This window comes from Streptomyces sp. NPDC048516 (assembly GCF_043199875.1).
GTDB lineage: Bacteria > Actinomycetota > Actinomycetes > Streptomycetales > Streptomycetaceae > Streptomyces.
In genome coordinates this window covers 463271-475697 of the sequence record NZ_JBICWS010000005.1, presented here as the reverse complement: position 1 = coordinate 475697, position 12427 = coordinate 463271, and the positions used below count along the sequence as shown (strand labels likewise).

Below are 12427 nucleotides of genomic sequence, written 5' to 3'. Positions count from 1 at the left end.
TGGACGAGCGGCTCGGGAAGATCACCTTCTGGACGCTGTTCGTGGGCTTCCACGGCACCTTCCTCGTCCAGCACTGGCTGGGCGCCGAGGGCATGGTGCGGCGTATCCCCGACTATCTCGCCGCGGACGGATTCACCGCCCTGAACACCGTCTCCAGCATCTTCTCCTTCCTTCTCGGACTCTCCCTGCTGCCGTTCTTCTACAACGTCTGGAAGACGGCGAAGTACGGCGAGAAGGTCGAGGCCGACGACCCGTGGGGCTTCGGCCGCTCGCTGGAGTGGGCGACGTCCTGCCCGCCGCCGCGGCACAACTTCCTCACCCTGCCGCGTATTCGCTCCGAATCCCCGGCGTTCGACCTGCACCACCCGGAGATCGCAGAGGGCAGGGAGGCGCCGGCGGACGCTGCAGGGAAAGCGCCTGCCGCCGGAATCGGGGCACGTACATGAGCAGGGGATCGCGGCAGAGCGGGGAAATGCGGCGGAGCGAAGAAATGCAGAGGGGTGAGGAAACGCAGAGGGGTGAGGAAACGCAGAGGGGTGAGGAAATTTCGTGGGAGCAGGCCATCAACGAGATCGAGGGGTTTCTTCTCCGGGAGGCGGAGAAGGACCGGACCCGCACCCGCGCGCAGGCCTTCTGCGCCGGCCTGCCCTGGCTCACCGACTCCCAGCGGCGGGAAGTGGAGGGGCGCTACTGCCAGGACCAGCGTGATACCTCACGCGCCCACCTGGAGCGCATCGCCTTCCGCAGCGCCGCGCTGCGGACCGAATACGAAGGCGTCTACCGGGCCCTGCGGCGACGGCTGATCACCGGGCTCCTGAGCGGCACGGTGGCCGTGGTGGCGCTGGTGACCGTAGCGGCCGCCGGGCTGGCCTTGCGGTGAGGGTGACGCGACGGCCCGCTGTGGGCGCAACGGGTGACGTCCGCGTACAACGGTCCGTCACCCGTCACCCGTGACCCGTCCGCCGCTCAGTCCGTGACGGTGATCTGGGACGCGGGGTCGGTGGTGTCACCGACCGTGTAGACGGCGTTGAACGTGGAGCTGGTGGCGCTGGTGGGGCAGCCGAAACCCCCTGTCACCGTCACCGGCACCTGGGCGTTGGTGAAGCCGAGCGTGGAGGGCGCGCCGTTGGTCCAGGTGCCGTTCACCGTTGCCGCCGAGGTGGGGGCCGCGGTCACCGTGCAGGACGCCAGACCGCTGGTCTTGAGCACGAAACCGCCGACGGGGATGGTCAGTCCGGCGGTCACCGGCGCCCCGTTCTGCATGGCCACGCCCCAGGCACCGGTCGTGGTGACGCTCGCGCCGACGCCGGGCATGCTCGTCGTGCAGGAGCTGTAGGTCGCCGGGGTGGTGGAACTGCTCACCGGGCCCGAGGCGTTGTGGTTGCCGGGCGCGGCCGGAACCTGCCCGCTGGAGGAGGAGACCGTACAGGTGACAGTCACCGAACCGGCCTTGAAGGTGGCCTTGCCGCTGAGCGTGGCGGTGAAGCCATGGCCCGCGGGGGTCACGGTCGTGGACGCCGCCGTGGTGGACGGCGTGGGGGCGGGCTGTGCCGTCGCCGGGCCCGTCATGGCTAGCGACAGGCCGAGGGCTGCGGTGATCCCGGTGCCGGCGGTGAGTAAGGCACGTCGGCGGGCTGGACGGCGGGCGTCATGCGTCATGGTCATCGTGGGTCTCCTTTGAGGGGTGGGGTGCAGGGGAGCGGTGCGGCGGGTGGTGCGGGCAGCGCTCGGTTCCCGTACGCGGACGAAGGTGTGGGGATACGCGTACGGGAGGCCGCGGGCCGGGGGTGGGCTACGGCTCGCTGGGTGCGGGTGTGTTGCCCCCGGGCCCGGCAACGGATCCGGGAGCGGCGGTGGTTGCGTTGGTTGCGGCGGTTCCGGGTTCCGCCGGGTCGACCGGCTGCCAGGCGAAGATCATCGAGCCGCCGAGAATCCCGATGATGGTGCCGATCAGAAAGCCGCCGAGGTTGGACATCACCAGCGCGGCCGCCGCACACAGCACGGTGAGCACGCCCGCGAGGCCCCGGTAGTGCGGGGCGAACCACGCCGAGAGCCCCATCACGATCATCACGAGCCCCATCAGCACGGACGGGATACCCGCGATGCCCTGTTGCAGCATGATCTTCAGCGGCGCCAACGGGATGGCGCAGATCTCGGCGCCGGCGAGGACGGCCGCCAGACCGCCCCAGAAGGGCCGCCCCCTCCGCCACCGCCGCCAGGTCAGAAGCATTCCTTCTTGCCCTTGGAGATCTTCATGTTGAGGCCGGACAGCTTGAAGGTCCCCGCGTTGGTGGCCCAGGCGGTCTGCCGGAGGTTGCTGATGTTGATGTCATCGGCCTGCTGGGCGAAAAGGTCCTGCATGCCCTGGGCGCTGTCCGGCCCCTTGTCGAGGGTGGAGGCGTCCCGGCCGATCTCGATCTGGTGGAAGGTCGCATTGCCGGAGAGCTGGGTGGCGTCCACGAAGAGATCGCTCGCCTCGACGGGCTTACTGCCCGTACCGGCGCTGAGGTTGAGCGAGATGTCGCCGATGACCGGCAGGTGGGTGACGACCGACTGGCACAGATGGTCCAGCTGGGCCGTCTTGATGGCGGTGACGGCGACCGGCAGGAGATCTCCCCTGGCGTTCGCGTCCACACCGCCGTACTGGGCGAAGCCCTTGCCCGTGAGGCTGTCGGCGGAGACCTTGAACTGCTGTCCCGAGACGGCGAATGATGCCGCCAGCGCCCCGTTGGCCAGGGCTATGCCCAGGGCGGCGGTGCCGGCGAGGGCCGGAACGGACAGCACGGCGAACTTCCGCCAGCTGATACGTCCCGTGACAGGTCTGCCGTGTGCGTCCTTCATGATGGTATGTCCCCTTCGAAGAGCGGTGGAGCGCACTGTCGAACGCGTGGGGGTGCGGATGCGCACGGTGCGGGTGCGCAAGGTGCGAGTGGCGCAAGGTGCGCACAGTGCGGGTGGTACTGAAGTCGTACGGGAGCCGGGCCGTGCATCCCTGGGGGAAGTTGTGCGGCTCGGGGGTGCGCGGTGTCGAGCGGTGCGCGAAAATGCCGAACTGCCAATTGTTACCGGCGAGTTGAATGTAAGTCTGCCCGTGGCGGCTGGCAAGGTTGAGGGTGGAACCGTTTTCGGACATACCGCCGGTCCGGCTTTCGCCGCCAGCCGCTTCACCGCTGACCGTCCGCGGCGGGCCGTCGGGAGCGGGCCGTCGGCCGCGGCTGCCGGTCAGCCGTAGTGGACCTGAAGCTCCTTGACCCCATTGAGCCAGGCCGAGCGGAGCCGGCGCGGGTCGCCCGCCAGGCTGATGCCGGGCATGGCGTCGGCGAGCGCGTTGAAGATCAGGTTGATCTCCAGGACCGCAAGGGACTTGCCGAGGCAGAAGTGCGGCCCGCCGCCGCCGAACCCCAGGTGGGGGTTGGGGTCGCGGGTGATGTCGAAGACCTCGGGGTGGTCGAAGACCTCCGGGTCGTGGTTGGCGGAGGAGTAGAAGATCCCCACCCGCTGCCCCTTCTTGATCTTCGCCCCGCCCAGTTCGGTGTCCTGGCTGGCGGTGCGCTGGAAGGAGACGACCGGCGTCGCCCACCGCACGATCTCCTCGGCCGTCGTCCCGGGGCGCTCGCGCTTGTAGAGCTCCCACTGGTCGGGATGGGTGAGGAAGGCGTGCATCCCGTGGGTGATGGCGTTGCGCGTCGTCTCGTTGCCGGCGACCGCCAGCAGCAGCACGAAGAAGCCGAACTCGTCCGAGCCGAGGTTCCCCTCGTGCTCCGCCGCGACCAGCCGGCTGACGATGTCCTTGGCCGGGCACTCCTTGCGCGCCGCGGCGAGGTTCATGGCGTACGAGATCAGCTCCATGGCCGCGTTGACGCCGACCTCTTCGGTGATGGCCAGTTCGGGATCGTCGTACGCGATCATCTTGTTCGACCAGTCGAAGATCCGGGCCCGGTCGTCCTGGGGGATGCCGATGAGTTCCGCGATGGCCTGGAGGGGGAGTTCGCAGGCGACGTCGGTGACGAAGTCGCCGGAGCCCTTCCGGCGGGCCTCGGCGACGATGCGTGCCGCCCGGTCGCGCAGCGCGTCCTCCAGGGCGCGGATGGCGCGCGGGGTGAAGCCGCGCTGCACGATCTGGCGGACCCGGGTGTGCTCGGGCGGGTCCATGTTCAGCATGATCAGCTTCTGGACGTCGATCTGGTCGCGGGTCATGGACGCCTGGAAGCGGATGATCGAGGTGTTGACGCTCGCGGAGAAGATCTCCGGCTTGGTGGACACCTCCTTGACGTCCTGGTGACGGGTGACGACCCAATAGCCGTCGTCACCGAAGCCGGCGATGCCGTGCGGCTGGGCGTTCCACCACACGGGCGCGGTCTGCCGCAGCTGCGCGAACTCCGGGAGCGGGACGCGGGACTGGTAGACGTCGGGGTCGGTGAAGTCGAACCCTTCGGGCAACGCGGGGCATGGCATCGGCGACTCCTGGTCCATCCGGCGTCACTGGCGTCTGACGGCGCATCAGATATGGGTCGCGGTGAAGGTAGTGACGAGTTCCGCAAGTAGCAAGGGTCTTTGTGACTCCCTTTCCGGACAAGGGCGTTGCACGCCCCTTGCGCCCCGGGAGGCGGCTCATAAGACTGTGGCAGAACTAGAACGCGTACTAGTTCTTCTTCCGCGGGTGCCGGGACGCCCGCGGACGCGAGGAGAGGACGAGTCAGTCATGGCCGCGGAACCCGTCATCGTCGAAGCAGTACGCACCCCGATCGGCAGGCGCCAAGGTGCGCTCGCCAACCTGCACCCCGCCTATCTCCTGGGCGAGACCTACCGCGAACTCCTCGCCCGTACGGGCATCCAGCCCGACTGCGTCGAACAGATCGTCGGCGGCACCGTCACCCACGCCGGTGAACAGTCCATGAACCCGGCACGCAACGCCTGGCTGGCGATGGGCCTCCCGTACGAGACCGCCGCGACCACGGTGGACTGCCAGTGCGGCTCCTCCCAGCAGGCCAACCACATGACCGCCAACATGATCGCGGCCGGTGTCATCGACATCGGCATCGGCTGCGGCGTCGAGGCGATGTCCCGGGTACCGCTGGGCAGCGGCTCCAAGCACGGCCCCGGCAAGCCCTGGCCCGACGAGTGGAACGTCGACCTGCCCAACCAGTTCGAGGCGGCCGAACGGATCGCCCGCAAGCGGGGGCTGACCCGCGCGGACGTCGACTCGCTGGGTCTGCGCTCCCAGGAGCGGGCGGCCGCCGCCTGGGCCGAGGAACGCTTCAAACGGGAGACGTTCGCCGTCCAGGTCCCCACCACCGAGGACGAACAGGCCGCGGGCCAGGGCATGTGGCGGCTGGTCGACCGCGACGAAGGGCTGCGCGACACCAGTCTTCAGGCACTGGGCGGCCTCAAGCCCGTGATGCCGACCGCCGTCCACACGGCGGGCAACTCCTCGCAGATCTCCGACGGCGCCGCCGCGGTGATGTGGGCCTCCAAGCGCATGGCACGCGCCCTCAAGCTCAAGCCACGAGCCCGCATCGTGGCCCAGGCACTGGTGGGCTCCGATCCGCACTTCCACCTGGACGGCCCCATCGACGCCACCCGGGCCGTGCTCGGCAAGGCCGGGATGTCCCTCAAGGACATCGACCTCGTCGAGATCAACGAAGCCTTCGCCTCCGTGGTGCTCTCCTGGGCGCAGGTCTTCGAGCAGGATCTGGAGAAGGTGAACGTGAACGGCGGCGCGATCGCCCTGGGCCACCCGGTCGGCGCCACCGGCGCCCGTCTCATCACCACCGCACTGCACGAACTCGAACGCCGGGACAAGGAGTTCGCCCTGATCACCATGTGTGCGGGCGGGGCACTGGCGACGGGGACGATCATTCAGCGGTTGTAGGAACCGGCGCAGCGGGCGCTGCCGGTGGGTGCCCGCACCGTTGGCAAGGACGGTTGCCGGGGCCGGTTGCCGGGCCCGGGTGCCGAGGTGCGGGTCCGCGGGGGCTGCGGGGGCCTCCTCCTCAACCTGAGGAATACCACAGCGGAGTTGGGTGGAAAACCGCATTCTGCGGGGTCTGCGATCTCCGTAGCGTCGATGGCATGACGAAGAACGCCTCGCAGCACCAGCATGCGCCGTCCTCCGCGTCGGGTGCGCCGGTCAGGCCGGGGACATCACGCGGACAACGGCGCGTGCCGCGGGCACTGGCCGCCGGCGCCGCTCTCCTGCTGACCGCGCTGACGACGGCCCCGGCCGCGTGGGCGGCACCGGCACCTCCGGCTGCGAGTGCCGCACAGGGCGCCGACGCCGGCCACGGCACCTCGTTCCTGCGCTCGGAACCGTCCATAGCCCGCGCCGTGCCCGTCGCCCGCTGACTCCGCCTTGGACGGCGGCAGGACCCTCCGGCGCGACGGCCCGGGGCGCGGCACCGCACCGGACACGGGGGCGGCGCTCCCCCGGGTCTCACGGGGCGGTGGTCCCTCGCGTCACGGGGCGGTGGTCCCCGCGGGCGGCTCGGAAGGGAAGGAGACGGGGACGTCGAAGGCTGCCCGGCGGGTGGCGCGGCGCAGGGCCTTGAGGACGGTGCCGCCCAGCGTGCAGGTGAGGAGCACGGTGACCAGGGCCCGGGGGACGTCCCAGCCGAGGGACGTGGCGAGGCAGTAGGCGAGGTAGCGGGCGAGGTTCTGGCCGAGCGGGTCCCCGGGGACGAAGGAGACCCCCGAGGCCAGGCCGCCGATGTAGGGCCAGCCCTGAAGGTTCATGACCAGGCCGTAGAGGAGGGCGGAGACGGCTCCGTAGGCGGCGAGCACGGCCAGTTCACGGCGGCCGCGCAGCCGGTCGGGCCCCGGCAGCAGGCCGGCGCCCATGGACACCCAGCCCATCGACAGCATCTGGAACGGCATCCACGGGCCGACACCGCCGGTCAGCAGTGCCGACGCGAACATCGCCACGGACCCCAGCACGAACCCGAAACCGGGCCCGAGCACCCGCCCCGCCAGCACCATCAGAAAGAACATCGGCTCGATACCGGCCGTCCCCGCCCCCAGCGGGCGCATCGCCGCCCCGGCCGCGGCCAGGACGCCGAGCATCGCGATGGCCTTCGCGTCCAGGCCGGTGTCGGCGATGGCCGCCACGACCACGGCGAGCAGCATCGGCAGCAGAGCGGCGAACAGCCAGGGCGCGTCCCGGGAATGGGCGAGCCCGGAGGCGGAGTCGGCGAGCAGCGGCCACCCGAAGGCCATCACGCCGATGGCCGAGACGAGGACCAGTGCGGCGACGGAGCGGGGCCCGAGCCGTACGGCACGGGCCTGGCGGCCGGGCGCGGTGCGCGGCCCGTCGCCCTCCGGCGGGTGAGGGCGCGCGCTCATGCGGGGCCCCCAGGGCATGCGCTCATGCGGCGGCCTTCAGGGTGTGCGCTCATGCGGTGGCCTCCAGGGCGTGTGCCACCTGGGGAACGGTCAGCCAGGGCAGCGGGGACAGCACCTTGGCGACCTGCGGTGCGAAGGAAGGAGAGGAGACCACGACCTCATCGGTGGGACCGTCGGCGACGATCTCACCGTCGGCCAGGAGGACGACCCGGTGGGCCACTTCGGCGGCGAGTTCCACGTCATGGGTGGCCAGCACGATGGCGTGGCCCTCGGCGGCCAGTGCCCGCAGCACCTCGATCAGACGGGCCTTGGCGGCGTAGTCCAGGCCACGGGTGGGCTCGTCGAGAAGGAGCAGCGGAGGGCGGGAGGTCAGCACGATGGCCAGGGCCAGGGCGAGGCGCTGGCCCTCGGACAGGTCGCGGGGATGGACGGAGTCGGGGACGTCCGGCAGCAGCCGGGTGACCAGGGCCCGGCAGGTGCCTGCGGCGGCGCCCGCGTCCTGGTCGGCCGCGGTGCACTCGGCCGCGACGGTGTCGGCGTACAGGAGGTCACGAGGCTCCTGGGGGACGAGGCCGGCATGCCGCAGGAGGTCCCGCGGGCTGGTGCGGTGCGGGGTGACGCCACCGACCCGCACCGTCCCGGAGAACGGTGCGTGCATACCGACGAGCGTGGCGAGCAGGGTGGACTTCCCCGCGCCGTTCCGCCCCATCAAGGCCAGCATCTCGCCGCCCCGCACGGTCAGATCCACCTGGTGCAGAGCCTCGGTCCGCCCCCGGCGGACACTGAGCCCGCGGACGAGCGCGGCGGCACCGGCGGGGGTGCCCGCGGAGGCCGGGGAGGCCCCCGGACCTCCGCCCGTGCCCGTGTCCGTGCCCGTCTCCGGCGCCGGTGGCCTGACTCCCGCCAGCCGCTCGCGCAGGGGTGCGGCCTTGCGGCGGGCGTCGCGTACGGACAGCGGGAGCGGCGACCAGCGGGCCAGACGGCCAAGGGCCACCACCGGGGGGTGGACGGGGGAGACGGCCATGATGTCGGCGGGGGTGCCGATGACCGGGGGTGCGCCGGGGGACGGGAGCAGGATGACCTGGTCGGCATACTGGACCACCCGCTCCAGGCGGTGTTCGGCGAGCAGGACCGTGGTGCCGAGGTCGTGGACCAGGCGTTGGAGGACGGCGAGGACTTCTTCGGCGGCGGCGGGGTCGAGCGCCGACGTCGGCTCGTCGAGGACCAGGACCTTGGGGTGGGTGGTGAGGACCGAGCCGATCGCCACCCGCTGCATCTGGCCGCCCGAGAGGGTGGCGAGGGCGCGGTCGCGCAGCTCGGCCAGGCCCAGCAGGTCCAGGGTCTCCTCGACACGGCGGCGCATCACCTCGGGCGCCAGGCCCAGCGACTCCATCCCGTAGGCGAGTTCGTCCTCGACGGTGTCGGTGACGAAGTGCGCCCGCGGGTCCTGGCCCACGGTGCCGACCACATCGGCCAGTTCACGCGGTTTGTGGGTGCGGGTGTCCCGTCCGTCGACGCTGACCCGGCCGCGCAGGGTGCCGCCGGTGAAGTGCGGGACCAGGCCGCACACGGCGTTCAGGACAGTGGACTTGCCGACGCCGGACGGGCCGACCAGGAGGCAGAGCTCCCCTTCGGGGACGGTCAGGTCGATGTCCTGGACGGCGGGCGCCGCGGCGTCCCCGTAGGTGACCGAGACCTGCTCGAACCGGATCACTGGGTGGGCTCCTTCGGGTGCGGATCGCCATCAGGGGCACCGCCACGGGACGCGGCCCTGGCTGCCCTGCTTGCCTTGCTTGCGCTGCTCGCCCGGTCTCCCCGGTCCGCCCGGTCTCCCCGGTCCGCCCGGTCGGTCCGGTCCGCCCTGTCGGTCCGGTCCGCTCTGTCGGTTCGGTCCGCCCACTCGGTCCGGTCCGCTCGTTTTGTCCGGTCTCCCCGGGCCGTGTCCGGCGGGAGCGGGGCGACGAACGCGGGCAGCAGCCCCATGAGAACGGAGGCGGCCGGCCAGAGCGGGAGGACCGGGGCGGTGAGCGGGACGGCGGGCGGGTGGAGGGCGGTGGGTGCGTAGTCGTTCGCCCAGATCATCAGGGCCGCGACGGCGATGCCGGAGCCCGCGACCAGCCAGGCGCGGGCGCCCCAACGGTCGGGCCGGTAGCGGCTGCGCACCGACCGGCGGCCGCCGAGCCACAGCCCGGCGAGCGCCGCCGCCAGCCCGGCCAGCAGCAGCGGCAGCCCGTAGCCGCCGCCGGCGTCGCCCAGCAGCCCGTACGTCCCGGCGCAGATGCCGAGGAGCCCGCCGAGCGTGAGGACGGAGGTGAGGTGCCGTACCGCGGGCGGCACCTCGGCGCTACGGCCGTAGCCGCGCGCGTCCATGGCCGCGGCCAGCGCCACCGAGCGCTCCAGAGCGCCCTCCAGAACCGGCAGCCCGACCTGGAGGAGCGCCGTGAACCCGCGGTCCGGGCGGCCGCGCAGCCGGCGCGCGGCCCGCAGCCGCTGGACATCGGCGACCAGGTTCGGTGCGAAGGTCATCGCGACGACGACCGCGACGCCCGCCTCGTAGAGCGCACCCGGCAGCGACTTCAGCAGCCGGGCCGGGTTGGCCAGTGCATTGGCGGCGCCCACGCAGATGAGGAGAGTGGCCAGTTTCAGCCCGTCGTACAGCGCGAAGACCATGCCCTCGGCGGTGACCCGGCCGCCGATCCGGACGCCCTTCGCCCAGTCGGGCAGCGGCACTTCGGGCAGCGTGACCAGGGTGTGCGTACCGGGGATCGGCGAGCCGAGGACGAAGGCGAAGAGCAGCCGGATGGCGAGCACGACCAGCCCGAGCTTGACGAACGCCCCGTACGAGCGGGCCCACGGCGCGTTCGTACGGCGGGCCGCGACGACATAGCCGGCCACCCCCACCAGCAGCCCCAGCAGCAGGGGATTCGTGGTGCGGGAGGCCGCGGTGGCCAGGCCGAGTGCCCACAGCCACCAGGCGCCGGCGTGCAGCGCGGTGGTGCGGGTCGCCTGCGGGGCGCTCATCCGCGCCGGCGGCGCGCCTGCCACACCGCCGCCGCGCCCAGTACGACGACGGCCGCGACCCCGCCGAACAGCCCGGCGGACGGGCCGCCGTCGCCCTCGCCGCTTGGGTCGCCCGCACCGTTCGCGTCACCGCCGCTGCGCGCGCCACTCCCGTCCGCCGCCGCACCCGAAGACGGCGCGGCGGACGACGCGGGCTCCTTCGCCCCCTCCACCTGGTCCGCGCATCCGGCCTTCGGGTAGCCGTCGATGGCGCACAGCAGGGCGCGGGAGTCATAGCGCAGCGGCCGGGCGACCGCCGCCAGCGCCTCGCCCGCCGAGGCGTCCTCCGCCACCTGGGCGCACTCCGTCCTGGGCCGCGGCGGCCGTTCCCCGCCGGGCGCATCCCTCGCGGTGCCGAAGTCGATGACGATGCCGACCCGCTTGCGGCCGTCCTTCGCGGGGGTGCCGTGGCAGATCGCGTCGAAGCCGGCGGCCGCACGGGGCTTACCGGCCGCGGCCGAGTCGGCGCTGACGGCGAAGCGGAAGCCCTCCACCGAGCCGTCGGCCGGCCGCAGCGTGGCCGGCCCTTCCGTGGCGTACGCCCAGGAGCTGCCCTTGCCGTGCCAGAAGGACCAGTAGCGGTACTCCTGCGCCTGGGCGGGCCCGGCGGCCAGGCCGGTGACCGCACCGGCCAGCAGCGCGGCTCCGGCGATCCTGGAACGCCGCAGCGGACGGGGAGGCCGCACCGGACGGGAACGCCGCATCAGAGCTGGGTCTTCTTACGGCTGCTCAGCAGGAAGCCGATGCCGGCACCGATGGCGAGGCCGATGCCGATGATCCACACCAGGCCGAAGCCGCCGCCCTTGGAGCCGTCGGCGTCCTTGCCGTCCTTGCCGGCCTTCGCCGCCGCGGCGGCCGGCTCGGGGCCGGTGGCGTTGAGCGCGGCCACCAGATCGGTGCCGCCGAAGGAGCGCGGGTCGGTGCCGGTGGCGTGCGCGGCCAATACCAACTGGGCGTACGCGGCGGGGCCGTTCTGCTTGGCCCAGGCAGCCGCGTTCTTCTCCAGCCACTTCAGCGGCTTCGCGGCGGCGGCGGTGTGCGCGCCGGCCGCCAGCGCCACCACGGCGTCGGCGGTGTTGCCGACATCGGGCTGCTCCTTGGCGCCCGGCATCGCGGAGAGCAGATGCTGCCCGTTCTTGCCGAGCTGGGCGACGAGGTAGCCGGCACCGCCCTGCGCGGCCTGCGCCGGATCGCTGCTGCCCGCCTTCTTGTCGTCGCCGTCCTTGCAGCTCAGCGGCTTGACGGGGGTGTCCGCGCCGTTGCCGGCCCGCTCGACGACAAAGCCCTTGCCGAGCGCTCCGGTCGCGGCGGCCGCGGTGGCGTCCGCGTTCGGGGCCGCCCCCTTGAGCTGGAAGGTGAACGCGCCGCGCGCGTCCCCCTTCGCCTCGCAGCCCAGCCGGAAGGTGAGCAGCGCGTCGTAGGGAGTCTTGCCGCCCTTCTTCGAGGTCACGGACCGCGGCTTCTCACCCGCCGCGGCGAGTGCGCCGATGACCACGGAAGTGGAGTTGGCATCGCTGGCCGAGCCGGCCATCGAGCTCCAGCCGCCGTCGTCGTTCTGCACCGATTTCAGCCAGCTCACGGCCTTCTTCACGGTGTCCCCGTGCCCGCCCAGCGCGGCCAGCGCCTGCACCGCGGCGGCCGTCTGGTTGGTGTCCCGCGGGGTCTTGGCGTCGCAGGGCGTGCCCGGCTCGGCCCGGAAGGCGGTGAACGAGCCGTCGGCGCACTGCTGGCCGGCCAGCCACCGCACGGCCGACGCCGCGGGGCGTACGCCTACGGTGTCCTGGGCCAGCAGCGCGAGGGACTGCCGCCAGACCCCGTCGTACTGCGGGTCCTTGGTGCCGTACAGCCCGTCGGGCAGCTTCTTGGGGGATGCGGACGCGGAGTCGGCGTACGCGGCGGGGGCAGCGGCCGCGCCCAGCACCGCCACGGCAGCCAGCGCCGTGGCGGCGCGGCGCGCCAGGAAGGCGACGGAATGCGTCAAAGGGGCCGGGTGAGCCATGGAAGCCATGGGGGCCATCGGGTCGGTGCC

General features: G+C 72.3%; 13 protein-coding genes. 4 read left to right on the top strand and 9 right to left on the bottom strand.

What is annotated here, in order from left to right; all coding sequences use genetic code 11:
- The coding region (locus tag ACGFR7_RS13780) for a cbb3-type cytochrome c oxidase subunit I (RefSeq protein WP_393317576.1) at window positions 1-446 on the top strand (446 nt) is incomplete at its 5' end.
- A 44-nt stretch (window positions 447-490) separates the two neighbouring features.
- Window positions 491-880, top strand: coding sequence for a hypothetical protein (locus ACGFR7_RS13775; RefSeq protein WP_393317573.1), 390 nt, complete (start codon window positions 491-493; stop codon window positions 878-880).
- A gap of 86 nt (window positions 881-966) precedes the next feature.
- Here the strand turns inward: ACGFR7_RS13775 and ACGFR7_RS13770 are convergent, their stop codons facing one another.
- The 4 genes from ACGFR7_RS13770 to ACGFR7_RS13755 all read right to left on the bottom strand — a co-directional run bounded on the left by ACGFR7_RS13770 (window position 967) and on the right by ACGFR7_RS13755 (window position 4455).
- The gene (locus ACGFR7_RS13770; RefSeq protein ID WP_393317570.1) at window positions 967-1665 is read right to left on the bottom strand and encodes a hypothetical protein; all 699 of its coding nucleotides are present in this window, start codon (window positions 1663-1665) and stop codon (window positions 967-969) included.
- Between the two features lie 127 nt (window positions 1666-1792).
- Window positions 1793-2230: a DUF6114 domain-containing protein gene (locus ACGFR7_RS13765; protein WP_393317567.1), complete on the bottom strand. Its 438-nt coding sequence runs from the start codon at window positions 2228-2230 to the stop codon at window positions 1793-1795.
- The gene (locus tag ACGFR7_RS13760; RefSeq protein WP_350250659.1) at window positions 2221-2841 is read right to left on the bottom strand and encodes a DUF6230 family protein; all 621 of its coding nucleotides are present in this window, start codon (window positions 2839-2841) and stop codon (window positions 2221-2223) included. The genes ACGFR7_RS13765 and ACGFR7_RS13760 overlap by 10 nt, the downstream gene beginning before the upstream one ends.
- 381 nt (window positions 2842-3222) lie before the next feature.
- Window positions 3223-4455, bottom strand: a complete 1233-nt coding sequence (locus ACGFR7_RS13755) for a cytochrome P450 (RefSeq protein WP_393317563.1) — start codon at window positions 4453-4455, stop codon at window positions 3223-3225.
- A gap of 247 nt (window positions 4456-4702) precedes the next feature.
- Here ACGFR7_RS13755 and ACGFR7_RS13750 point away from each other — a divergent pair, with 247 nt between their 5' ends.
- Together ACGFR7_RS13750 and ACGFR7_RS13745 are read left to right on the top strand one after the other, a co-directional pair.
- Window positions 4703-5872, top strand: coding sequence for a steroid 3-ketoacyl-CoA thiolase (locus tag ACGFR7_RS13750; protein WP_393317561.1), 1170 nt, complete (start codon window positions 4703-4705; stop codon window positions 5870-5872).
- A gap of 200 nt (window positions 5873-6072) precedes the next feature.
- Entirely contained in the window at window positions 6073-6345 is a 273-nt protein-coding gene (locus tag ACGFR7_RS13745) for a hypothetical protein (protein WP_393317558.1), read from the top strand.
- A gap of 111 nt (window positions 6346-6456) precedes the next feature.
- Here the strand turns inward: ACGFR7_RS13745 and ACGFR7_RS13740 are convergent, their stop codons facing one another.
- Genes ACGFR7_RS13740 through ACGFR7_RS13720 form a run of 5 tightly spaced genes read right to left on the bottom strand, consistent with a single transcriptional unit; the run spans window position 6457 to window position 12415 of the window.
- On the bottom strand, window positions 6457-7338 hold the full coding sequence (locus ACGFR7_RS13740; protein WP_393317555.1) for an ECF transporter S component: 882 nt from the start codon (window positions 7336-7338) through the stop codon (window positions 6457-6459).
- A gap of 49 nt (window positions 7339-7387) precedes the next feature.
- Window positions 7388-9052: an ABC transporter ATP-binding protein gene (locus ACGFR7_RS13735; RefSeq protein ID WP_393317552.1), complete on the bottom strand. Its 1665-nt coding sequence runs from the start codon at window positions 9050-9052 to the stop codon at window positions 7388-7390.
- Entirely contained in the window at window positions 9049-10359 is a 1311-nt protein-coding gene (locus tag ACGFR7_RS13730; protein WP_393317550.1) for a CbiQ family ECF transporter T component, read from the bottom strand. Before ACGFR7_RS13730 ends, ACGFR7_RS13735 begins: the two co-directional genes overlap by 4 nt.
- On the bottom strand, window positions 10356-11102 hold the full coding sequence (locus ACGFR7_RS13725; RefSeq protein WP_393317548.1) for an SCO2322 family protein: 747 nt from the start codon (window positions 11100-11102) through the stop codon (window positions 10356-10358). Before ACGFR7_RS13725 ends, ACGFR7_RS13730 begins: the two co-directional genes overlap by 4 nt.
- A complete protein-coding gene (locus ACGFR7_RS13720) occupies window positions 11102-12415 on the bottom strand; it encodes a prenyltransferase/squalene oxidase repeat-containing protein (RefSeq protein WP_393317545.1) in 1314 nt (437 codons plus the stop codon). Before ACGFR7_RS13720 ends, ACGFR7_RS13725 begins: the two co-directional genes overlap by 1 nt.
- Between the last annotated feature and the right edge of the window lie 12 nt (window positions 12416-12427).

Coding starts and splice junctions, on each gene's coding strand:
- ACGFR7_RS13720 (WP_393317545.1), bottom strand. CDS start 12,415: ATGGCCCCCATGGCTTCCATGGCTCACCCGGCCCCTTTGACGCATTCC.
- ACGFR7_RS13725 (WP_393317548.1), bottom strand. CDS start 11,102: ATGCGGCGTTCCCGTCCGGTGCGGCCTCCCCGTCCGCTGCGGCGTTCC.
- ACGFR7_RS13750 (WP_393317561.1), top strand. CDS start 4,703: ATGGCCGCGGAACCCGTCATCGTCGAAGCAGTACGCACCCCGATCGGC.
- ACGFR7_RS13755 (WP_393317563.1), bottom strand. CDS start 4,455: ATGCCATGCCCCGCGTTGCCCGAAGGGTTCGACTTCACCGACCCCGAC.
- ACGFR7_RS13770 (WP_393317570.1), bottom strand. CDS start 1,665: ATGACCATGACGCATGACGCCCGCCGTCCAGCCCGCCGACGTGCCTTA.
- ACGFR7_RS13740 (WP_393317555.1), bottom strand. CDS start 7,338: ATGAGCGCGCGCCCTCACCCGCCGGAGGGCGACGGGCCGCGCACCGCG.
- ACGFR7_RS13765 (WP_393317567.1), bottom strand. CDS start 2,230: ATGCTTCTGACCTGGCGGCGGTGGCGGAGGGGGCGGCCCTTCTGGGGC.
- ACGFR7_RS13760 (WP_350250659.1), bottom strand. CDS start 2,841: ATGAAGGACGCACACGGCAGACCTGTCACGGGACGTATCAGCTGGCGG.
- ACGFR7_RS13775 (WP_393317573.1), top strand. CDS start 491: ATGCAGAGGGGTGAGGAAACGCAGAGGGGTGAGGAAACGCAGAGGGGT.
- ACGFR7_RS13745 (WP_393317558.1), top strand. CDS start 6,073: ATGACGAAGAACGCCTCGCAGCACCAGCATGCGCCGTCCTCCGCGTCG.
- ACGFR7_RS13730 (WP_393317550.1), bottom strand. CDS start 10,359: ATGAGCGCCCCGCAGGCGACCCGCACCACCGCGCTGCACGCCGGCGCC.